Source organism: Bacillus sp. FSL K6-6540 (genome assembly GCF_038007545.1).
The window spans coordinates 6692175-6714591 of sequence record NZ_JBBOXH010000001.1; the positions used below are offsets into that span (position 1 = coordinate 6692175).

Sequence of the window (22417 nt, forward strand, 5' to 3'; positions counted from 1 at the left end):
ATAATGAAAAAGAATAAGTTTTATTTGGTGCGGCTTTCGGGATTTGCCTTCATCCGCATCCGGTTAATCAGCCCGAGAATCGGCCGTTTGGTCTTGCCGACCAGTCCGATGACTTCGGCACCGATCTGCATGAAACACATCATGACGCAGATAACCACAAACGTCACCCAGTTCGCTTCATACATGGCAGCCGACGATTGAATGACGGCCAATACGCCGAAAAACGCGGCAATGACGTAAATGATCAACACGGTCTGGCGATGGCTGAATCCAAGCTCGCGCAGGCAGTGATGCAAATGGCCCTTGTCCGGAGCAAAGATCGGTTTCTTCTGGATTTTGCGGCGAATGATCGCGAAGAACGTATCCGACAGCGGAACGCCGATAATGATCAGCGGCGTAATAAAGGACACAATCGCAATCTGCTTAAATCCAAGCAGGGACAGCATGGCCAAACTGAATCCAAGGAATAATGACCCCGTATCTCCCATGAAAATCTTTGCCGGATGGAAGTTGAAAAACAGGAAACCGATAATGCTGCCGAGGAGCAGCAGGCAGAGCAGGGCTACGGTTGTGTTGCCCATCAAGACGGCCATGACCAGGATCGTGCCGATCGCAATGCCGGATACGCCTGCTGCAAGTCCGTCAAGCCCGTCAATCAAATTAATCGCGTTCGTTACGCCGACGATCCAGAAGATCGTAAGCGGAATCGATACCCAGCTCTCCAGCATGGAGTAACGGTCCTGGAACGGTATATTTACAAAGTCCACGGTAATATTAAATCCGAATACAACTACGCAGGCAGCTGCAATCTGAGCCAAAAACTTCACTTTGGCCGAAAGTTCAAATCGATCATCCAAGGCTCCGATCAATACGATCATGGAACCGCCGATCAGAAATGCCTTCATGAAGTTGGCATCACGAGGCGACAGGCTATCCGGCAAAAAAGGAAGAACCGCAATGAGTCCAAGAATAAAAGCCAGATAAATGCCGAGTCCCCCGAGTCGGGGCATGATCCGGGTATGAACCTTGCGGGCATTAGGAACGTCAACGGCACCAATCTTAACCGCAAACTTCTTTACAAGCGGGGTTAAGAGCAGAGCGAGCGCCAGCGATACGATAAACCCGATGATGTATATCATTAACATGTAATCATTCGACCCCCAATAAAAGTCTACCGGTTGAATTATACTCCCTTCGGGTCCGAAAACCAATGCCAATTTCCGGTGATTTCCCGGATTTTACCCACAGAAATGAGCCATTCAGCTCGATTTCGTTACGTTTTCTTTCTCGCGCAGCACTTTCACTACGAATTTCGGCAGCGCAAGCATTCTTTTGTAACGGGTAGGCTCCTTCAGAAGGCGATAAAACCATTCGAGACGCAGCTTTTGGAACACCTTCGGTGCCCGCTTCAGTTTGCCGGAGATAATATCGAACGATCCCCCGACGCCCATCACGACCGGAACCTGGAGCGCCTGTTTATGCTGGGCAATCCAAGGCTCCTGGTTATCCGCACCGCGCGCCACAAACAAAATATCCGGTGAAGCCGCCCGTATCTGTTCGATGACGGCAGCATCTTCATCAGGCCCAAAAAAACCGTCCCGGCAGCCGCATATAATTGCAGCCGGATATTGCATTTGTAACCTTTCGGCAGCTTCCTGAATCACTTCGGAGGTAGTTCCAAGCAGAAAGAACTTCCATCTATAGGTTTCCCCGACCTTCAACAATTCATGTAAAAGCTCGAAGCCGGTCACGCGTCCCTCCAACGGATCGCCGCCCACACCGGCGGCCCAGACGATTCCGGTGCCGTCCGGAACGATGATTTCAGCTCTTTGCATCATCTCTTTATACTCCGGATTGTTGACGGCCGTCATCACCATGATCGGATTCGCCGTAATCACATGATGGGGCTGCCCCGACTGCACAGCCTCTGTCAGGTATTTCACCGTATCTTTCATGCTTAGCTTGGAAAACGGAATCTCGAATACCGATACGGTAGGAAATGGATAGGTCTGTTTCATGTTTATCATCCTCTATGGCGTAAATATTGGGCAATGTGGCGTGCAGGCATGGCAGCCTCGCGTTTCAGCAAGGCAATCTGCTCGCCATGCTCCGCCTTCCATGCCGCTGCATCGTCCAACAGCTTCAGCATCTGATCCTTTAATACGTTCGGGTCAAGAGATTCACTGCTTCCGACAGGCTCGCTGCCAAGCCGCTTCAAGAAGTGGTTGATTTTCGGATCATAAGAAATTCCGAGCAGCGGCACGCTCTGATTCGCGGCATAGATCAGGCTATGCAAGCGCATGCCCAATATCATATCACAACGGCTAACCTCGCGCAGCATGTCCTGCGGCTGCTTCTCATCGCGGTAGAAACTCAAGGCAGAGCCATTCTTGGAAACATTACCTATGGCATCCGCTATAAACTGCGAAGCCTCAATATCATCCGGCTGATGAAAAGGAAGAAAGCGAAGATGCACCGGTCGTTGTTCGGCCAATGCCTTTAAACCTTCCGCTACAGCCTTCAGCTCTTTTCGTTCCGGATGCCAATACCGAACCGAAATGCCGATGACCGGAAGAGAGCCCTGCATCTCTTCGCTTGATAACGAGGATGGCTTTACAGGTTCTTCGGATGATTCGCGCTGCTCTTCTATAGAAGAAACTGGTGCAGCTTCATTCTCTTTAAACGCTGATCCCGAGTGGGAATCCAGATGGACACCCTTTCCCTCCGCCAGCGGCAACCCCATCACCGGATCCGGCACGACGTGCACGGCTTCCCCCGATATTCCCATGGACTGAAGCAGTTCGCCCGACTGCATGTCCCGCACCGAGATATACGTGCATTTACGGAAGATCGAGCGAATCATCGGATAAAACAGTTTACGGTTCACCGGGCCAACGCCCTGGGCATAAATGAACGTCGGCTTACCGAGCCACTGCGCGATCTTGAGAACGCCCAGATAATAAGGAATGGTCTTCGGACTGGTAGCATCCTGCAGCAGGCTTCCTCCGCCGCTGATCAAACCGTCGCTGTCCTTGATCGCCTGTCGAACCTCGCCGAGCTTCATCCGATGTACCGATTTAACCCCGTAGGCAGCCGAAGTCCATTCCGGGTCAATGGAAAGCACAACGGGGTTGATATCGACCCCCGCTGCCTGTCCTTCCTGCTCTAATGCGGTCAGAATCGATTTCAGCACCGCTTCGTCACCGCTATTTTTAAATCCGTAATATCCGGAAATGACTATTGTCTTAGAAGTGGAGACCATCGTTTCCAGATCCTTTCTGCCACTTGCCATACCAATATCGCTATCAATCCGATGATCAGGCCGAGTCCAAGGCCCAATACCACCCGAATCGCCGAAATATAGAGAGGCGTGTGAATATGCGTGAATGTTCCGACCATCGACAGCTGCCCCATCACGCCGATAATGAGAAGGTATACGGCATGACGATACTTAAATGACAGGAACACGCCGAGCACCATCATCGGATGAGCAAGCAAGAATTCCTTGTTACGCGGACGTACGCCAAACGTATTTTCCAGGAATGTACGGAATGCCATTTCGATCGAAGATACGGAGCCTGCATTACCAGTACGGGTGAGATAGTACCAGCCAACGATGGCCACAATACCCGCTGCGATGACCCATGTCAGTGAGATCGGCGCTTTAAGCAACTTCAGAATTGCGCTGTAAGTCGATCCCCCGCGATACAGAACCACGTAGATCGCAATAAGCCCAATCGGAGCTGCAGCCAGCAAGCTCACGCCACGGAACTGATCCAGCACGAGCATATAGGTCACATTGTTCAATAACGCAACAACGATCGGTACAGCCGCAAGCGACAAAATCGAGGTTTTGACCAGCAATACGATCGAATGGGTCACTCTTCTGCCAGGACTCATGTCCGGAATGCTCTTCTGCGTTTCATTGACTTTGCGAATGGCCAATATGACGGCAACCGTTGGAGCGCTGATCGCGGCAAATAAAGCCAAGGCCTGTTCAAGCAATGTCGGCATTAGAACATATAATCCGGCGCTGCCCACAAGCCCAATCAGGAAGGCTGCAATCGTCAAGAACGGAATGTAATAGGAAATCATGAGTGAAATCAGGGCGATGGCTCCGACGACCGCCCCAAGCTTAAAGTAACGCTGCAAGGACGAGTCAGTTACCTTAAACGGCTCTGCAGGGCCCATAGTGAAGCCATTGTCCTCGATCTGCTTGATGGCTTGGCCCGCCCCGGTCAAACTGTCAATCAGATTATCCAGCGGATGGGTAACGGAAGCCTTGGTCATATCCCGGCTCGGCTCTGCATTCAAATAGAACATCCGAATGTTACGGTCTTTGGATGCCAGGGCGAAGCGGTCCCCGATAACCTCGGGCTCCAGATTAGCATCCCGCTCGCTTAAGGAATAAATACGGGTTACGTTGTAATCCGTTAAATAGGCAAGTTTCGTAAAGCCTTTTTGCGGACGCTTGATATTCTCAATCGCCACGAGGCCGATCCCATGCTGGTTCAACAGCTGGCCAAAGGAATCCAGGCTTTTCATTTCGGCTTGATCATTAAAACCTCTGGCGGAATCCCCTTCAAACAGAATGCGTTTCACGCCGTTATCCGCGAAGTACGCCATCAGCTTCTCCATGTAAGCCTGGTCATACGGAAGACTGTCCGACAGACGCGGCACAATGTTAAAGCCCTTCTCCCTCAGCATGCTGATCGTAATCGGGTCTGGAGACAACGGTTTAATGACCGAATTGGAACGCGGAGTTTCCAGCACCAATCCGTCCACTGCGCGCTCGAACTGCCATGATCTTACCGGAATCCCCAGTCTCGTGAACGTGTCTTGAATGATGGGTTTAATTAAAGCTGCGCTTTCCTCGTTCAGGAATGCAACATACGTAAAATTCTCGTTCGGGGAGACCGTCGTACCTGTCAGATCGGCGACCTGCTGCCCGTCATATACCGATATCCGCCGCGATTTCGCCAGCTCGTCCAGCGTGCTTTCATAAAGCGCCATACTGATCACGCCAGCGTCTTTCAGGCGATCCAGCTGCTCGGATATAAAATCCTGCGGCTTGGATTGATACACCGCGACATCCAACAAATCCCGATAATCAAACACCAACTCGACGTTCTTTGATGTTGATTCTGTTTGCAGTCGGTCATAACCTACAGGCAGGGCCGCTGCAACGCCAAGAACAACCAGAATCCACAGCCACTTGCGGGCTGCCGTGTTCCAGCGTTTCCATTTCTGAACCACGAAAGTACCTCCTCATCGAACCTGCGGGGGATTTACGATGGAGGGCAACAGCTATTTGATGCCTTGCGCAACCATCGTAAATCCCCTTCGTTCTCTTCTCTCATTAAAATGTATCTATGGTTAAGCGTCTACCCGGGCCATGACTTGATCCGAGAGCGATTGAATTTTGGCCTTCGCATCGCCGAAAGATTCGCCGCGCACGGCAAAATACACTTTGATCTTCGGCTCGGTGCCCGAAGGTCTCAGGCAGAACCAAGAACCGTCTTCAAGCAAATATTTTAACACGTTTTCCTTCGGCAATCCGTCCAAGCCCTCCGCATAGTCAAGGACCTGCTTAACCGATTGGCCCCCGACCTTCTGGGGCGGATTGTCGCGCCAATCGGACATCTTGGCTTGAATCTGGGCAACGCCATCCTTGCCTTTGAGCGTCCGGGATTCCAGCGTCTCGAGGAAATAACCGAACTGCTCGTAAAGCTCCTGCAGCACATCGTACAGCGTCTTGCCTTGTCCTTTATAGTAGGCGGCGGCTTCGCAAATCAGCATCGAGGCCAGCACAGCATCCTTATCGCGCGCATAGTTGCCTGCCAAATAGCCGTAACTCTCCTCATAGCCGAACAGATACGTATGGCTGCCGGACTCCTCGAACTGGGTCATTTTCTCGCCAATGTACTTGAAGCCCGTCAATGTATTCAACACGGCGGCACCATAATGCTCGGCAATCGCGGCTCCCATCTCGCTTGTTACGATGGTCTTGATTACGGCACCATTGTTAGGGAGCTTACCCGCTTCCTTCAATTGACCCAGCAAATAGTGGATCATAATCGCGCCCGATTGATTGCCTGTCAGCACGACGTATTCACCTTGGCCGTTCTTCACGACAGCCCCCATGCGATCCGCGTCGGGATCCGTCCCGATCAAAATGTCGGCTCCTACTTCCTCGCCAAGCTTCATCGCAAGCGTGAACGCTTCACGTTCCTCCGGATTCGGAGATTTCACGGTGGAGAAATTGCCGTCCGGCTGTGCTTGCTCAGGAACGACATGGATATGCTTAAAGCCGATGTTCCGAAGCACCCGCTCGACCGGGGCTTGCCCTGTTCCGTGGAGCGGCGTGAATACGATTTTGAAATCCTCGCCCAGCTTGGACGCGATAAGCTCCCGATTCACGCTGACATCGGTCACCGTATCCACAAAAGCCTGGTCCTCCGCTTCGCCCAGCCAAACCAACAGACCCTGTGCCTCGGCATCCGCCTGCGACAGCCTCTTCACGGCGGAGAAAGAATCCACCTCCTGAATCCGGGCAATCACGTTTTCCGCTTCGTCCGGCACCAGCTGGCCGCCTTCACGGTTGTACACCTTATAACCGTTATATTCCGGCGGATTATGGCTTGCCGTGATGACAATCCCTCCGGTAGCACCCAAGTGGCGCACGCTGAATGACAATTGCGGCGTAGAACGCAAGGAAGGGTACAGCTTGGCTACAATCCCGTTGCCGGCCAGAACCAAAGCAGCCTCCAACGCAAACTCCGGCGAGAAATGCCGGGAATCATGGGCAATGACAACGGAAGGCTTGCCCTCCGCATCGCCGTGAGCCTCCAGAATATACTGCGCAAAGCCTTGCGTTGCGCGACCTACCGTATATTTATTCATCCGGTTGCTGCCTGCACCGATGACGCCGCGCAGACCGCCCGTTCCAAATTCCAGATCACGATAAAACCGCTCCTCCAGCTCTTTGGCATCGTGCTCGAGTGAACGCAGCTCCTGTTTCGTCTCCTCATCTACATAAGGATCATTCAACCAACGCTGTACCGTATCGATTGTTCTCTGACTCATCTCTGACATGAAAAAAAGTCTCCCTTCCTCATCCAAACAAGAATAGTCTGAAAATTACTCCTTATCCGCGAGAGCAAACATAATTTCTCCCTCGGCCACTACGCGTCCATCCACTGTTGCGGTCGCTTTCCCTTTGCCGATCATGCCCTTCAGGCGAATGATCTCGACTTCCAGGCGCAGCGTGTCTCCCGGCACCACTTGTCCACGGAAACGGAAACCGTCAATGCCCGCCAAAAAGCCGAGCTTGCCCCGATTGCTCTCTACGTTGAGAATCGCCACAGCGCCGACTTGCGCCAAAGCTTCTACAATCAGGACTCCCGGCATAACGGCATATTCAGGGAAATGCCCGACAAAAAACGGTTCGTTGATCGTCACGTTCTTGATGCCGACCGCCCGTTTGCCATCCTCGATCTCCACGATCTTATCGACGAGCAAAAACGGGGGACGATGCGGAATAATCTCTTGGATCTGTTTGATGTTCAACATAGTATTAAATCCTCCTTATGTACGTACCCGCCAAGCATAGCGTTTGAAAAGGGGAGTTCGTTCCAGTTGCGACGCTATGCCGATTTCTCAAGCAGCGGAAGGTATTGCCGATGGTTGTATCATGCTTCATCTTCGAGGTTCTTTAACGAATTTCGGATCATTTGCATAAAAAGAAGGAGTTGCGGAAAAAATGATGGATATCCTTCACCGCTGCAGAAGTGAAGGTTTCAGATAAGGGGCTTTCTCCTTCGGACATTCCGTGTACGAGGAGAGGGCCCTTTTACAAGTTTTTGGGGTCCCCGCAAAGTATTTGGAATAAGCATCGCAGCATAGGCTCCACTTTGTGGGGTTATTTTATATACATCCGTCCATTGTCATGAAATGACAAAGTTAATACGCAAGTCCCATCCCATTATACCGTTTAACCCTAAAAAAAGAAAACTCCCTTCCAGGGAGTTTGGCATCTTATCAACAACGTTGTATGTCACCCCGACCTTCGTCACGGTGCGAAAATCAAATCAAAAACATGCTTCCATGTGCCCCATTCAAACACTTCACTAAGCTCCTGATCCCCCAGGACAACATATCCGAAGACCATACCCCCAAATAATGCCAGTACGAGCAATACAGGAATCATGATACGGACGGCGATTTTCCATCCGGATGTCTTGGAGCGTTTTTTGGCGTTTGATTCACTCATGATGCCCACCTACCCTCGCATTGTGTTGGCAAGGTTCATCATGGTATCGCTGGAACTAAGCGCGCGTGCCGTCAGCTGGTAGGCCCGCTGAACTTCCATCATCTTGGTCAATTCATCGGTCAGGTTCACGTTGGATTGCTCCACAAATCCGGACAGCACCTTGGATTTAGGAGGCTCGCCCGGAGCAGGCGGCGTCGTATCGAATACGTCGCCTTCCGCTAAACCGTTCCCTAAGACAAACAGGTTATCCCCTACAGCGACCAGTCCCTCCGGACGCTCAAGCTCAACCAGCTTCAAGGTAGCATAAGGAGCCGTACGGCCACCCGTTGGGGTCTCTACAATAATCTGACCTCTCTCATTGATGGCAACTTTCCCTTTCGCCGGAAGAGAGATCGGATTATCGTTCACGTCAAGTACGGGATAGCCTTGTGAATTGACCAGCAGCAGGTTGTTCGGATTACGGGCGTCCGGGGATACGTGGAAACCGCCTTCGCGGGTATATCCGATCGCGCCGTCTCCCTGAACCGCAAACATGGCTTGCCCGTCAATCATCAGATCGAGCGGGTTGCCGGTTTCCTTCATGGCGCCCTGCTCCATGTTTGGCACAACGGAAGATAATCTCATGCCGTACCCGAGTGTATATCCAAGCGGCGTCGCACGGCCCGTCCGGTCGAAATCCTTGTGATGGCCCTGAACCTGTGTCAGCACATCCTCAAAGGATGCCTCCTTTTTCTTATAACCGGCCGTGTTGACGTTTGCCATATTGTCCGCAATGACATCCAATCGCTGCTGGAGGGCATTCATCGACACCATGGCGCTAATCATCGAGTTGTTCATTACTTACCTCCCGTGGGCTCCCATTATTCCGGCAGCAGTGTGCTGCCTACCTGCTTACAGACGTTAGCTTAGACGCGGCCAATCTCATTGACCGCCTTCTCCAGCGTTCTGTCGTAATATTGAACGATTTTCTGATTCGTTTCATACGCGCGCAGCGCAGCGGTCAATTCCACCATCGACTGCGTTGGATCCACGTTGGACCCTTCGATGAATCCCTGTCGGACCACTCCGTTATCGGCCGGCGTCATAAAACGCACTTCACCGTCCGGATCAGCCATGCGGAACACGCCATGCCCTTCTCGAATCAGTCCATGAGGCTGGCTCACGATGCTGACGCCGAGAATGATGCCCGTCCCTCTGCCAGCGGCGTCCATGATTTCTCCTTGCTCATTCACTGTAAAGTCACTCGCCGGACCTGTCAATACAATCGGTCTGTTATTGTTATCCAGAACCTGATAGCCGCTCTCGCTCAACAGGTTGCCTTCGGGGCTGACCCGGAAGCTGCCGTTGCGGGTGTACCGGACATCTCCGTTCTCGTTCTGAACCGTGAAAAATCCTTCCGGCCGGTAAATCACCTCGCCGTTCTCATCCACGTATCTGCCCGAAGCATCAAACGGATAAGCCTGGCCCGTTGCCGGATTCTGTACCGTGAACGAGGATACCAGCGCAAAGTCCGTTGTCTTGTTCGTTTCCCGGAGCGCGCCTTCCGTATAGAGCGAAATGCTCTCCTCCGCGTATACGCCCGTGTTGAACTTGCCCAGCTTCCGTCCTGCATTCGACGACTCGTTGCCGCCGATCATCGAGACCAGAACTTCAGGGAACGAGCGCTGTACGCTGTTCGTTGCCTTATAGCCTGTCGTGTTAACGTTGGCGATGTTCTGCGTCACCGTATTATGTCGCTGCTCCTGGGTCATCATCCCTGAAGCGGCTGTATATAGACCTCTTAACAATGAAGGCACTTCCCTTCCAAAATAGATCCTTGAATGGCCGCTTCGTTGACGGATTGTATTTCCAATCGCTGTTGTTTTCGGATTTCTCGTTAGAACTTCTCACATGTCGAAATCCGAAATCAAAGGCGACCACTCCGTTTTTCCAATACAATTCCGTCCTCTTCGCTGCTGCTGCGCTTGACCATTGTATACTGCAGACTTATGTAGCTGCATCGTATGGATACAGATTTATAATCAAAAATCACGTTCCTATCATCTATATCGGAAGGTTAGAACTTTTTCTTAACGACCTTGTCCAAATTATCGAGCATAATTCCCGTTCCCTTAACCACACAGTGCATCGGATCTTCAGCGACAAGCACCGGCACCCGAAGCTCGTCCGTCAACAGCTCGTCCAATCCATGAAGCAGCGCGCCGCCGCCCGTTAGAATAACGCCGCGATCGATGATGTCCGCCGACAGCTCAGGCGGAGTACGCTCCAATACGGATTTGGCTGCGAGCACGATCGATGACACGGGATCCCACAGGGCTTCCTGCACTTCCTCTGACGACACCGTGACGGTAAACGGCAATCCCGATACCATATCGCGTCCGCGAATATCCATCTCAGCTTGTCTGCCGCCCGGACGAACCGTTCCGATCGCCATCTTCAAATCTTCTGCCGTCCGTTCCCCGATCAGCAATTTATATTTATGCTTCACGTACTTCGTGATCGCCTCGTCGAACTTGTCCCCTGCCATTTTAATCGAAGAAGCGGTGACCACATCGCCCATGGACAGGACGGCCACATCCGTGGTGCCGCCCCCGATGTCCACAACCATGTTACCGCTCGGTTGGAAAATATCCATTCCTGCGCCAATTGCCGCCGCCTTCGGTTCTTCTTCCAGGAACACATCCCTTGCGCCGCTGCGCTCAGCCGCTTCCCGGATCGCTTTCTGCTCCACCGAAGTAATGTTCGTCGGTGCACAGATCAGGATTCGGGGCCGGCTGTGCCAACTGCGCGCGCCCACGCGATCAATAAAGTACTTCAGCATCGCTTCCGTAATTTCGAAGTCGGCGATGACCCCGTCCCTCAGCGGGCGGATCGCCGTAATGTTGCCGGGAGTACGCCCGACCATGCGCCGTGCTTCCTCACCGACGGCAAGGACTCGTTTGGTGTCGGTCTCAATAGTGACAACGGAAGGTTCGTCTAACACTACCCCCTTCCCCTTTACGTGAATGAGCACGTTCGCCGTTCCGAGATCGATTCCAATATCCTTGCTCAACATCATGAAAAGCCCCCAAAGTGTTATTTTATGGTAAAAGAGTCTGTTCGCTGTACCGTACCACCCTTCGACATAATCTAGCAATCGATGATGATCTTCGGCAAAACAGGTCCCATATTTCGATCCTATACCAGCTTTTAACATATCATACTTTAGGGGAGGGATTCAACGCCAATCTAGCGACCAAAGCCCTAAAAAATCAGGATTTTGCCGTGGCCACCGGTTCACGGTTGCTGCCGGTTTTTTTGTACTTGATCTTGGTAGCTTCTCCGCCTCTCAGATGGCGGATGGATTTGTGGTATTCGAGAATGTGCTTTACCTGATCCGCCAGGTCCGGGTTGATCTCCGGCAGACGTTCGGTTAAGTCCTTATGCACCGTGCTCTTCGACACGCCAAATTCTTTGGCTATAGTTCGAACCGTATGCCTCGTTTCCACGATACAGCGTCCGATCTTAATGGTCCGCTCTTTGATGTAATCGTGCACGCTCCCGCCTCCCTACTGTGTGGATAGTTTGGTACATTATATGAGGGGCCTGACGGGATATTCGCGGTTTCAAGTGCTGACAAGCTTACTTGGACCCATTTATTTTCTGGACATGCCGGTCGCGGACAAGCAGAGAAACTCCATAAAATAAGGCGCTGCAAGGGTTGGACTTGCCATCCGAACCCGCAGCAAAAAAAAAGACAGGATCCCAAGATCCTGCCCTCTTCAAGTGCGCGGTGGGCGCATATGACGAAGAAATGAAATTATTTTTGCGGAAGCACGCTCACAGGGTTGACCAGTTTCCCGCCCTCATACACTTCAAAGTGCACGTGGTTGCCGAGATCCTTCTCAAGCTCGCTGCGTCCGGCCGTCGCGATGGAATCGCCCTGCTTCACTTCTGCGCCTTCCTTCACTTTCACTTCGTTCAAGCTTTGGTACACGGTTTTCGTATCGCCGGAGGTAATCTCCACGACGTTGCCGTTGACCGGATGATTCTCGACCCGGGTCACTTTACCCGTAAGCGCGGCTCTGACTTCGAACATCGTGTCATCGGCGGCAGCCAAGTCGATTCCCAGATTCGGCGTGAAGGTGTCGTTATATTGCACCATCGCCTCTTGATGGGTCTCCGGATTCGTCTCGTCAAAGTAAGGTTTGACGATGCTCACCGCCACGTCGTCCGCTACCGGCCAGATCATCGCTTGCGCATTAGCCGTCACTTCTACAGCCTCTCCGTCATTACCTTCGGTTGCAGCAGGCTTCTCCGAGCCTTGAACCGATTCCGATACGGTTGTTGCTTCCTCTTGTGGGTTCAGCGTCTTTTGGCTGGCGTCCTGGTAGACCCACACGAGGGTTAGTATAATTGCCGCTGCTGCTAAGTATGCTGCCGGGAACACCCACCGTTTGGATAATGCTTTCTTCCACGAAGATGACGTTACCGCCGAATCTCCTTGCACAGTTTTAGGAGTTTCTTCGTGGGGTTTACTATTTTTGTTCTGTTCATTCATTTGCAATCACCTCAGTAACCATTGTTACCGGGGCCAACTCTTTTATACGTTATCTCACTATTATTTTTTTGAGAGGTTGTTCCAAAAGTCGTCTTTTGATCACGGAGTGAATCAAGGGGCAACTCGGCATCGAATCTTGAATTCAGCCGGTCCTTCCAATGCTCACGTACCCAAAACGTACGCTCCGCTTCTCAGTCCCTAGCTTTATTCAACCTTCTCGGTGTTGAAAAACCGATTTTTTGAACTTGTATTTAAAGAGAGAAGATTTGAAGTTTTGTCAAAAGAAATATTCGTATAATAGTGCTCCAGAATCGCTTTCGCTTCATATCCCTCGCGGGCCATGCCCTCTGCTCCGTACTGGCTCATGCCGACTCCGTGGCCGTTGCCGTAGGTCGTAATCTCAATCTCTCCGTCTTTCATATGAAGGGTGAATTGGCTGGACCGGAGCCCCAGCTTCTCTCTCACCTCGCGACCGGTGAACTTTTTGCCGCCGACCCGCACACTCTCAATGCGATGGCCTTGCGTATACGAGAGCACTTTCAAAAAAGAAGAACCCCCTTCCCCGCCTGCCGATACCGGTACGGCTCCATCCGCCAGTCCAAGCTTCCCGATAAACTCCGACCTTGGCATCGTGACCGTTGTCTTGTATTTGGGCGAAATCTGTTTATCCCATGGACTCTCCACGCTGCGCAGGTAGGGAATCTCGTTCTTCCAATAATCCTCTGAATTTTCGGTATACCCGTTGCTGGTGGAGAAAAAAGAAGCCGTAATCGGCTTACCTTCATACGTCATCACCACACCCGCCGTTTCCTTAACGGCCTGCCGCAGTTTCGCCAGCTCGGCTTCCTTCCCCAGCCGACGCCATTCCTTCGTTAGCTCGTCTTGGGCGATATAGGCCTGGTGACTGACCGTGTCGGTCACCAGGGCCTTGCCGTCCGGCACGCCGCTGCGGTCGCCGGACGCCAGCCGCTGCACGATATAGGTTCGTGCCGCGATGGCCTGGGCCTTGAGCGCCTCCAGCTGGAACTCCGCCGGCATCTCGGCGGCCAGGACGCCGACGAGGTATTGTTCCAGCGGCAGCTCCTCCACGGTATCCGTCTTGGTTACATAGACGGATACCGTGGGCTCTTCCGCCGCCTGCGGCTCGGCGGAAGGCAGGGGGGCTGGCCCGGGCGGCAGCGGCTCTGGTGCGTTGTTGCCGGGGGCAACCACCAGCAGAGGCAGCGCCAGCGCCAAGGCCAGCAGCCCGGCCACCGCCCAGACGGCGGGGTGCACCCGCACCCGCCGCTTCCCGGCGGCCGGGCGCCGCGCGGCAAAGCCGCGGCGCCCCCAGCGCGCAGGCCGCACACGGAACGTGCGGCCGCCGCGCGGCACGCGGCCCGGTGCCGCTTGCGCGAAGCGCTGCGGCTCGGCCGCGGAATGCGGGCCCTGCGGCATGGCCGCCGGCCCGCCGGGGGCTGGCCCGGCGCCATGCGCAGGCGCGCCGGCAGGGCGTTCGGGCGGCTGCGTATGTGCCGCCCGCGGGCCATGGCCGGACTCGCCGAAGGCGTCCGGCCTGCTCCTCGGGCCGCGGTGCCCGCGCGGCCCTTCCTGCATATCCTCTGTATCCGGTATCGAACGACGGCTTTGTTCTTCAGTCAGCCCGCCCTTCGTCTCAAGCCCCTCAGGAAATTTCCACTTCAACACGGGAGCCGCCGATCCTTCGGACGGCACCTGATAAGGCTCAGCACTTCCTTCTTTCCGAACGTCTTTTGAATCGACCGCTCGTTTGTTCCCTGCGGTGCTCACATTCACACGAACCTTCGAATCTTTCATTGCGTTTCCCTCCTGTGCCTTTTCCCCTGGTATAGGCTCTCGTTCATGCTCCATCACGCTCTACTTATACTTATGAGATACGGGTATTTGATAGAACTATTCTAAGAGAACGGGAAAATTCATATGGATGAAGAAACGCTGAGGCTGACTGCAAGCAAGCTAGCAAAAAGTCTCCTATTGATCCGGAATCCCAACATAAGAGAAGGAGGGATAGCTGCCATGATGATGGCATACCCAAAAAAGAAGAGGCCTTGCCTCCATCGGCAAAGCCCCTTCTATGACTTAATGCGGTCTAACCTTAATGAACAGATCCAGCCTCCAGGTTATACCCAGGTTGGCTGCACTTTAAAATGTTTGGCGTCCTCTGCTTCAGTTGCCGCTTTCTTCGAAACCTTCTCCGTGCTCGGTTCCTCCGTCGAAATACGCCAGATATCCGCGCCAAGTCCGGACAGCTTCTCCGCCAAATGAACATAACCGCGATCAATATGCTGAACGCCGCCAACTTCGGTAGTCCCCTCAGAAACAAGACCGGCTAAAATCAAGGCGGCCCCTGCACGCAGATCCGTTGCCGTTACTTTGGCTCCTTTCAGCTTCGCGCCGCCGGTCACGATGGCAGAACGTCCCTCCACCTTGATCTCCGCATTCATCAATTGGAATTCGTCCACGTGCATAAAGCGGTTTTCAAATACGGTTTCGGTCACGACACTTGTACCTTCCGACACCAGCAAGAGCGCCATCATCTGCGATTGCATGTCGGTTGGGAATCCAGGGTAAGGCAAGGTTTTCACATCCACCGACTTTAACGGCTTGTCAGCGATGACGCGAATCCCGTTCTCGTCCGGCTCGACGGTGATCCCCATCTCCTCCATCTTGGAGATGACAGGGCCGAGATGATCGGCGATGGCTCCTTCCACGTATACGTCCCCGCCGGTAATCGCAGCGGCAGCCATGAAGGTGCCTGCTTCGATCCGGTCAGGAATCACGTTATGCTTCACGCCATGCATCTTCTCAACGCCTTCGATGCGGATCACGCCCGTGCCCGCACCGCGAACTTTGGCTCCCATTGCATTCAGGTAATTCGCTAAATCGACAATTTCCGGCTCTTTCGCCGCATTTTCGATAACCGTTGTCCCTTCAGCCAATGTGGCAGCCATCATAATATTTTCAGTAGCACCTACGCTGGCAACGTCCAAATAGACCTTTGCCCCGCGCAATCTGCCATTGCTCTTAGCTTCAATATATCCTTGTCCGAGGCTGATTTCCGCCCCGAGAGCTTCAAATCCTTTTAGATGCTGATCGATGGGTCTTGTGCCGATAGCACATCCCCCGGGAAGCGAAATCCGGGTTCGTCCACAACGTGCCAATAAAGGTCCCATGACCAGAAAAGACGCCCGCATCTTCCGCACCCATTCATAAGGCGCTTCACATGTCGTTATGTGCTCTGCATTCACACGTATCACTTCATCCTGATATGTAATGCCCGCACCAAGCGACTCCAATACTTTGCTGATTGTAATTACATCGTCAAGAGGAGGCGCGTCAATAATAACACTTTCCCCAACTTCCCCTAGTAGAGAGGCAGCGATGATCGGAAGAACTGAATTTTTTGCTCCGCTGACTTTGACGCTTCCGGTCAGTCTTTTGCCACCGCGGACGATAAATTTGCTCATCATGGTTTCCCTCCGCGTCCATAATTTTCCTGATTGCGTGTGTTAGTAATTAGGTGTTGCTAATTCCCTAACTTTCATCTTAACATTAGTGTTTTCCGCTAAACAAGCGATTTTTGAACTATTTATGACATCTGATACGGTGTCTACATCAGGAATCGAACAATCCATGATGCCACCTTATGAAGCATCTGTTATCCGCAGTATGGACCTACGAAAGGTACCATGACCGACCAGCACTTGTCAATGCGCAACAATTACCGGGTGAACATTATAGTCCGGAAGTCATAGCGTCCGCCCGATCCGTTTCTTGATTTAAGTGTTAACATAATAAAATGCGTTTATTCGACATCTTCTTCTGAAGCAACCTAACAGAGATATAACCATTCATACCGCAATTAAAACAGACACGTAAAAAGATTGCCGAACACATAACCATCCTACAACTCATGTCTTAAAAACAAGCTGCTCCAACACGTTATGTACCACGCCCGTCATTCGCGTTTAAAACATATATCGGATCATTTGACTCCATGTAATATAGTCAATTAGGAATTCAGCAACGAATCGTCCAAGCACCACCGCCAGCAGCAAATGCAGCAGCTTTCCCTGCGGCCCTTTCGGATGACGGACAACCAAATCCAGCTTTACTTGTTGTAATGCCCACCAAGCCAGTGCGATACAGACCAGTGAAACAACAATCGATATCAATCCGCTAACACCGACGGCACCGATTGAATTGGATAAATCCTGATTCATACTCCCTCCTCCTTCGTGAATTTGTCAGCCCTATTCAGGACCGACTCTTCTATAATACTTGGCTGGAGGCTAAGAATCCAGCACTTTCTATACGACATTTCCTCGGAAATAATAAAATTTATCGACATTGCCCAAAAACGATCAGGAACACGCCATTAGCCGAAGTCCAAAATGCTGTTCTTATCGCAATCATGAACCAATGAAACACCAGGAATGGATATAGTTTCATTCCCCATGCTCCTATTTATACTTATTATATTACAAAAAATTACCGGACCCTAACTTAGCGGCCGGTAAAGCTTCCAGCATGGTTAATTCTTGGAATGACCTTTCTCTCTTAGACGCTATATGTTGTGCTGCGACTCTATAAAAGCAAGGGTTAGATACTTGGGATATCCAACATTTCATAGAATCGCAGGCTCCATAAGCTTCATATGACACTGTTAGAGAGCTGCTTTAGCGAATTCATCCTACTATTCTGACCCTTTAAACGATGAAAAAATTAACTATAATTGACGCGATTTTCAGAAAACGGCCCTTGTTTTCCCCGCTTATCGAACTTCACAGCAACATGATTCAGATTCTCTGAAATCCTATGCTTGCTGTAAACAAAAAAACAGCTTGGCTGCAATCTTGCAGCCAAGCTGTCTTGGTTCAACGATTAGTTCCGCGTCACTTTAATCCGGTTCATCGCTCTTTGCAGAGCCAATTCCGCGCGACGATGGTCAACTTCATCTTGTCTTCCCTTCGCATGCAGGCGAGTCTCTGCTCTTTCCTTCGCGGCTTCCGCACGCTCCAGATCGATTTCTCCCGCTCTCTCTGCGCTTTCCGCCAGGATGACAATCTTATCTTTGCGGACTTCGACGAAACCGCCCTGTACCGCAAACGGGGTTCTCTCGTTGCCGATCTTCACAAAGACTGGCGCTATTTGAAGCGGCGTAACGAAGGAAATATGACCAGGCAAAATGCCCAGCTCTCCCTCAACCCCACGCACCGTAACACTGTTCACCTGCTCCGAGTAAACCAAGCGGTCCGGCGTTACGATTTCCAACAAAATGGTGCTCACTTCCATCCCTCCTCACCGTTTTCCGCAGAAAACTCGCGCAGCAGACCTCACAGTCCCACTGTGAGCACTGTTTCGGTCTGCCGATCACGGAGCGTCAGCTTACAATGTTTTTGCTTTTTCAACTGCCTCTTCAATCGTACCTACGAACAGGAAAGCGGCTTCCGGAAGGTGGTCGTGCTTGCCTTCCAGGATCTCTTTAAAGCTGCGTACGGTTTCTTTAACCGGCACATATTTACCAGGAATGCCGTTAAACTGCTCGGCAACGTGGAAAGCCTGGGAAAGGAAACGCTGAACACGACGAGCACGTCCAACGATCGCTTTATCTTCCTCGCTCAGCTCATCCATACCGAGGATTGCAATGATATCTTGAAGCTCGTTGTAGCGAGCCAAAATTTTCTTAACGCCTTGAGCCACATTGTAATGCTCTTCACCAACGATTTCCGGAGCCAAGATACGGGAGCTGGATGCCAGCGGATCTACCGCAGGATAGATACCCATCTCGGAAATTTTACGCTCCAGGTTCGTCGTTGCATCCAAGTGAGCAAACGTCGTAGCAGGAGCCGGATCCGTATAGTCATCCGCAGGTACATAGATCGCCTGGATGGATGTTACAGAACCTTTTTTCGTGGAGGTAATCCGCTCTTGCAAGCGACCCATTTCGGATGCCAGCGTTGGCTGGTAACCTACCGCGGAAGGCATACGTCCCAGGAGGGCGGATACTTCGGAACCCGCTTGAGTAAAGCGGAAGATGTTGTCGATAAAGAGAAGTACGTCTTTACCTTCTTGGTCACGGAAATATTCCGCCATCGTCAATCCGGTCAACGCTACGCGAAGACGGGCACCCGGAGGCTCGTTCATCTGTCCGAATACCATCGCGGTTTTGTTGATAACGCCGGAATCGCTCATCTCGTGGTAAAGGTCATTACCTTCACGAGTACGCTCACCTACGCCGGCAAATACGGAGATACCGCCGTGTTCTTGAGCGATGTTGTTGATCAATTCCTGGATCGCAACGGTTTTACCTACGCCGGCACCACCGAAGAGACCGATTTTACCGCCTTTTTGGTATGGAGCAAGCAAGTCGATAACTTTAATCCCCGTTTCAAGCATTTCTGCTTGCGTGGAGAGCTCATCGTATGCAGGAGCTTCACGGTGGATCGGGTTATTAACTTCGGACACTACGGCACCTGCATTATCGATCGGCTCACCCAATACGTTAAATACGCGACCGAGTGTAGCGGAACCTACAGGAACCGTGATTGGTCTGCCCAAATCCACAGCTTCGATGCCGCGAACGAGACCGTCCGTGGATGACATCGCGATACAACGAACCAGGTTATCACCCAAATGATTGGATACTTCCAAAGTCAAATCAACCGAGCGGCCGCCTTCCAACGTAGCTTCAATCTTGACAGCATTAAAAATCTCGGGAAGATGACCGCGCTCAAATTCAATGTCAACTACAGCACCTGTAATGCTGACAACGCGTCCTTTTTTCATTGATTCGTTTTCCCTCCTACCCGTTCACCTCTGGCGGTGAACGATGATCGTAAAAGCGGCTGTTCATCACATCGCCGCATATCCGTTAAATACTAAGTTAAGAATTCAAACGTGCATTATTGCTGAGCGTTGGCTCCGCCCACAATCTCGGAAATTTCCTGCGTGATGGCAGCCTGACGAGCACGGTTGTAAGTCAGGTTCAACTCGTTGATCAACTTGCTCGCATTCTTCGTTGCTGCTCCCATCGCGGTCATCTTCGCTCCAAGCTCACTTGCCTTCGCATTGAGCATTGCGCTGAAAATCAGCGTTTCCGCATATTTCGGAAGCAGAACCTCCAGCACGCCTTCCGGAGACGGCTCATACTCATAACCAGTCAGGTTCTCCCCGCCGCCAATGTTCTCCATCGGCAGAAGTTTGGAGATTTCCTGAAGCTGAGTCAAGGCATTCACGAATTGGTTATAGCACAGGTATAACTCATCAATCTGACCCAGCTCGTATTGGTGAACCGCCGCGTTAGCGATGGTCTTAATATCCGCATAGGTCGGACTGTCGGATAAATCGGTGAGCTCCTCAACAACCGGAAGTCCACGACGGCGGAAATAATCCCGTCCTTTACGTCCGATCACAAACAGGCAATACTCGTCCTTGGACTGATGGCGTTCTGCGATAAAATTCGATACTTTACGCAAAATATTGGAGTTCGAAGCACCCGCAAGACCACGGTCTGAAGTGATCACCAGATAACCGGTTTTCTTCACTTCGCGCTTCTCCAGCATCGGATGGCTGATTCCCTTGGTTCCAGCAGCGATGCTGCCAACCACTTCTTTCAGCTTCTCGGAGTATGGAAGCGCGGAGGTCGCCTTCTCTTGAGCTCTTCTCAGCTTGGCAGCAGCAACCATTTCCATCGCCTTGGTGATCTGCCTTGTGTTCTGAACACTCTTGATCTGCCGTTTAATATCACGTAATCCTCTTGCCATGTTTTCACCACCTTAAAGCTTTGGCGAAGCCAAAGCTAACTTCGTAAGCATCAGCCTAGCTTTGGCGAAGCCAAAGCTAACTTCGTAAGCAATCACCTAACTTCGGCAAAACCAAAGTTACTTCGTAAGCAATTCGCGCTTTGGCTGGGGCCAAAATTACTTCGTACGGGTAGACTAAGCTTTGGCTAGGACCAAAGCCACATCTGTTGTAAAAACCACTTTGGTCACAGCCAAAGCTACATTCCATATGATGAAAGAGGATGCCGGGCTTACCCCGGCTCCCCTCCTATTACTTGCCTGAGGAGCTTAGACCGAAGCGGCAAAGCCCTTCTTAAATTGATCGATTGCCGCTTTCAACGCGTTTTCGTTGTCGGACGTCAAATCCTTCGTATCCGTAATGGATTGAAGAATTTCCGGTTTATTGCTTCCAATAAACGCGAGGAACTCGCTCTCGAAACGACGCACGTCAGCAACCTCGATATCATCGATATATCCTTTAACGGCTGCGTACAAGCTAACCACCTGTTGTTCAACGGACAACGGCTGGTTTACGCCCTGTTTCAGGATTTCCATCAATCTTGCACCACGGTTCAAACGAGCCAAGGTTGATTTGTCCAGATCGGATCCGAACTGGGAGAACGCCTGGAGCTCACGGTATTGCGCAAGATCCAGCTTCATGCCGCCCGCAACCTTTTTCATCGCCTTGATCTGCGCGGAACCGCCGACACGGGATACCGAAATACCGACGTTAATCGCTGGGCGTTGTCCGGAGTAGAACAGCTCGGACTCCAGGAAGATCTGTCCATCCGTAATCGAAATTACGTTGGTTGGAATGTAAGCAGATACGTCAGAAGCCTGTGTTTCAATAAATGGCAGTGCGGTTAATGAACCACCACCAAGCTCATCGTTGAGCTTCGCTGCACGCTCCAGCAAACGGGAATGCAGGTAGAAAACGTCACCCGGATAAGCTTCCCGACCCGGAGGACGACGGAGGAGCAAGGACAATTCACGGTATGCTGCCGCTTGCTTCGACAAGTCATCATAGATGATGAGTGCATGCTCGCCTTTGTACATGAAGTACTCGCCCATTGCGCAGCCTGCGTATGGAGCGATGTACTGCAGCGGAGCCGGCTCGGAAGCCGAAGCCGTAACAACGATCGTGTACTCCAGCGCGCCATGACGGCGAAGAGTTTCAACAACCTGTGCTACAGTGGACTGCTTTTGCCCGATGGCTACATAAATACATTTAACGCCGCTGCCTTTTTGGTTCAGGATCGTATCGATGGCTACGGTCGTTTTACCTGTTTGGCGGTCACCGATGATCAGCTCGCGCTGACCGCGGCCGATAGGTACCATCGCGTCGATCGCTTTAATACCGGTTTGCATCGGCTCATGAACGGATTTACGGTCGATAACGCCTGGTGCACTGCTCTCAACCGGACGGAATGCAGTCGCTTCGATCGGGCCTTTGCCGTCAAGCGGCTGACCCAGCGGATTCACGACGCGTCCAAGCAGAGCTTCGCCTACAGGAACCTCCATGATACGTCCTGTACGCTTTACCTGATCGCCTTCCTTGATTTCGGAGTAAGGTCCCAGGATAACGACACCGACATTGCTCTCCTCAAGGTTCAGCGCCAGACCGAACACGCCGTTTTGGAACTCCAAAAGTTCCCCGGACATCGCGTTCTCCAGGCCGTACACGCGAGCAATACCGTCACTTACTTGAATTACCGTACCTACTTCAGAGACAGTGATATCGGATTTATATTCTTCAATTTGACTTTTGATTAAAGTACTGATTTCTTCAGGTCTGATACTCAA

Annotated in this window: 19 protein-coding genes; all 19 read right to left on the minus strand. The window is 51.9% G+C overall.

All coding sequences use genetic code 11. The annotated features are described in order from the left end of the window. Positions 1-20: 20 nt before the first annotated feature. A complete protein-coding gene (locus MHH82_RS30205; RefSeq protein ID WP_009594254.1) occupies positions 21-1145 on the minus strand; it encodes a glycosyltransferase family 4 protein in 1125 nt (374 codons plus the stop codon). A 114-nt stretch (positions 1146-1259) separates the two neighbouring features. After that, the gene (locus MHH82_RS30210; protein ID WP_340969227.1) at positions 1260-2018 is read right to left on the minus strand and encodes a WecB/TagA/CpsF family glycosyltransferase; all 759 of its coding nucleotides are present in this window, start codon (positions 2016-2018) and stop codon (positions 1260-1262) included. Between the two features lie 5 nt (positions 2019-2023). Continuing rightward, complete coding sequence (gene csaB / locus MHH82_RS30215) at positions 2024-3262, minus strand: polysaccharide pyruvyl transferase CsaB (RefSeq protein WP_340969228.1); 1239 nt, start codon at positions 3260-3262, stop codon at positions 2024-2026. Continuing rightward, on the minus strand, positions 3238-5256 hold the full coding sequence (locus MHH82_RS30220) for a DUF5693 family protein (RefSeq protein ID WP_340969230.1): 2019 nt from the start codon (positions 5254-5256) through the stop codon (positions 3238-3240). Before MHH82_RS30220 ends, csaB begins: the two co-directional genes overlap by 25 nt. A gap of 120 nt (positions 5257-5376) precedes the next feature. Continuing rightward, the gene (locus MHH82_RS30225) at positions 5377-7095 is read right to left on the minus strand and encodes a phospho-sugar mutase (protein WP_340969231.1); all 1719 of its coding nucleotides are present in this window, start codon (positions 7093-7095) and stop codon (positions 5377-5379) included. A 45-nt stretch (positions 7096-7140) separates the two neighbouring features. Then, positions 7141-7572 (minus strand): 3-hydroxyacyl-ACP dehydratase FabZ, encoded by a 432-nt coding sequence (gene fabZ, locus MHH82_RS30230; RefSeq protein ID WP_007133270.1) that lies wholly within the window; start codon positions 7570-7572, stop codon positions 7141-7143. Positions 7573-8071: 499 nt separating this feature from the next. Further along, positions 8072-8272: a DNA-directed RNA polymerase subunit beta gene (locus tag MHH82_RS30235; RefSeq protein ID WP_009594210.1), complete on the minus strand. Its 201-nt coding sequence runs from the start codon at positions 8270-8272 to the stop codon at positions 8072-8074. A gap of 9 nt (positions 8273-8281) precedes the next feature. Continuing rightward, positions 8282-9109, minus strand: a complete 828-nt coding sequence (locus MHH82_RS30240) for a flagellar hook-basal body protein (RefSeq protein ID WP_015737739.1) — start codon at positions 9107-9109, stop codon at positions 8282-8284. A gap of 68 nt (positions 9110-9177) precedes the next feature. Continuing rightward, complete coding sequence (locus MHH82_RS30245; protein WP_036660349.1) at positions 9178-10059, minus strand: flagellar hook-basal body protein; 882 nt, start codon at positions 10057-10059, stop codon at positions 9178-9180. Between the two features lie 269 nt (positions 10060-10328). Continuing rightward, positions 10329-11327 carry a rod shape-determining protein gene (locus MHH82_RS30250; RefSeq protein ID WP_036660372.1) on the minus strand — a complete coding sequence of 333 codons (999 nt, stop codon included), beginning with the start codon at positions 11325-11327 and terminating at the stop codon, positions 10329-10331. A gap of 196 nt (positions 11328-11523) precedes the next feature. After that, a complete protein-coding gene (gene spoIIID / locus MHH82_RS30255) occupies positions 11524-11808 on the minus strand; it encodes a sporulation transcriptional regulator SpoIIID (RefSeq protein ID WP_009594246.1) in 285 nt (94 codons plus the stop codon). Positions 11809-12071: 263 nt separating this feature from the next. Next, complete coding sequence (locus MHH82_RS30260; RefSeq protein WP_015737742.1) at positions 12072-12812, minus strand: M23 family metallopeptidase; 741 nt, start codon at positions 12810-12812, stop codon at positions 12072-12074. A gap of 204 nt (positions 12813-13016) precedes the next feature. Continuing rightward, entirely contained in the window at positions 13017-14627 is a 1611-nt protein-coding gene (gene spoIID / locus MHH82_RS30265) for a stage II sporulation protein D (RefSeq protein ID WP_340969235.1), read from the minus strand. A gap of 323 nt (positions 14628-14950) precedes the next feature. After that, positions 14951-16297 (minus strand): UDP-N-acetylglucosamine 1-carboxyvinyltransferase, encoded by a 1347-nt coding sequence (gene murA, locus MHH82_RS30270; RefSeq protein ID WP_176502510.1) that lies wholly within the window; start codon positions 16295-16297, stop codon positions 14951-14953. Positions 16298-16798: 501 nt separating this feature from the next. Beyond that, positions 16799-17053, minus strand: coding sequence for a DUF1146 family protein (locus MHH82_RS30275; RefSeq protein WP_009590551.1), 255 nt, complete (start codon positions 17051-17053; stop codon positions 16799-16801). A gap of 661 nt (positions 17054-17714) precedes the next feature. Further along, positions 17715-18119, minus strand: coding sequence for a F0F1 ATP synthase subunit epsilon (locus MHH82_RS30280; protein ID WP_015737745.1), 405 nt, complete (start codon positions 18117-18119; stop codon positions 17715-17717). 99 nt (positions 18120-18218) lie between these two features. Continuing rightward, positions 18219-19619, minus strand: a complete 1401-nt coding sequence (gene atpD / locus MHH82_RS30285; protein WP_009590553.1) for a F0F1 ATP synthase subunit beta — start codon at positions 19617-19619, stop codon at positions 18219-18221. A gap of 116 nt (positions 19620-19735) precedes the next feature. Further along, complete coding sequence (gene atpG, locus MHH82_RS30290) at positions 19736-20596, minus strand: ATP synthase F1 subunit gamma (protein WP_009590544.1); 861 nt, start codon at positions 20594-20596, stop codon at positions 19736-19738. 306 nt (positions 20597-20902) lie between these two features. After that, the gene (gene atpA, locus MHH82_RS30295) at positions 20903-22417 is read right to left on the minus strand and encodes a F0F1 ATP synthase subunit alpha (RefSeq protein WP_015737746.1); all 1515 of its coding nucleotides are present in this window, start codon (positions 22415-22417) and stop codon (positions 20903-20905) included.

What these genes read in the sequence shown, in the direction of transcription:
- MHH82_RS30210 (WP_340969227.1), bottom strand. Translation starts at nt 2,018, where the DNA reads ATGAAACAGACCTATCCATTTCCTACCGTATCGGTATTCGAGATTCCG.
- MHH82_RS30225 (WP_340969231.1), bottom strand. Translation starts at nt 7,095, where the DNA reads ATGTCAGAGATGAGTCAGAGAACAATCGATACGGTACAGCGTTGGTTG.
- MHH82_RS30250 (WP_036660372.1), bottom strand. Translation starts at nt 11,327, where the DNA reads ATGTTGAGCAAGGATATTGGAATCGATCTCGGAACGGCGAACGTGCTC.
- spoIID (WP_340969235.1), bottom strand. Translation starts at nt 14,627, where the DNA reads ATGAAAGATTCGAAGGTTCGTGTGAATGTGAGCACCGCAGGGAACAAA.
- MHH82_RS30260 (WP_015737742.1), bottom strand. Translation starts at nt 12,812, where the DNA reads ATGAATGAACAGAACAAAAATAGTAAACCCCACGAAGAAACTCCTAAA.
- atpD (WP_009590553.1), bottom strand. Translation starts at nt 19,619, where the DNA reads ATGAAAAAAGGACGCGTTGTCAGCATTACAGGTGCTGTAGTTGACATT.
- MHH82_RS30240 (WP_015737739.1), bottom strand. Translation starts at nt 9,109, where the DNA reads ATGAACAACTCGATGATTAGCGCCATGGTGTCGATGAATGCCCTCCAG.
- MHH82_RS30235 (WP_009594210.1), bottom strand. Translation starts at nt 8,272, where the DNA reads ATGAGTGAATCAAACGCCAAAAAACGCTCCAAGACATCCGGATGGAAA.
- csaB (WP_340969228.1), bottom strand. Translation starts at nt 3,262, where the DNA reads ATGGTCTCCACTTCTAAGACAATAGTCATTTCCGGATATTACGGATTT.
- MHH82_RS30205 (WP_009594254.1), bottom strand. Translation starts at nt 1,145, where the DNA reads ATGTTAATGATATACATCATCGGGTTTATCGTATCGCTGGCGCTCGCT.
- murA (WP_176502510.1), bottom strand. Translation starts at nt 16,297, where the DNA reads ATGAGCAAATTTATCGTCCGCGGTGGCAAAAGACTGACCGGAAGCGTC.
- atpG (WP_009590544.1), bottom strand. Translation starts at nt 20,596, where the DNA reads ATGGCAAGAGGATTACGTGATATTAAACGGCAGATCAAGAGTGTTCAG.
- MHH82_RS30275 (WP_009590551.1), bottom strand. Translation starts at nt 17,053, where the DNA reads ATGAATCAGGATTTATCCAATTCAATCGGTGCCGTCGGTGTTAGCGGA.
- fabZ (WP_007133270.1), bottom strand. Translation starts at nt 7,572, where the DNA reads ATGTTGAACATCAAACAGATCCAAGAGATTATTCCGCATCGTCCCCCG.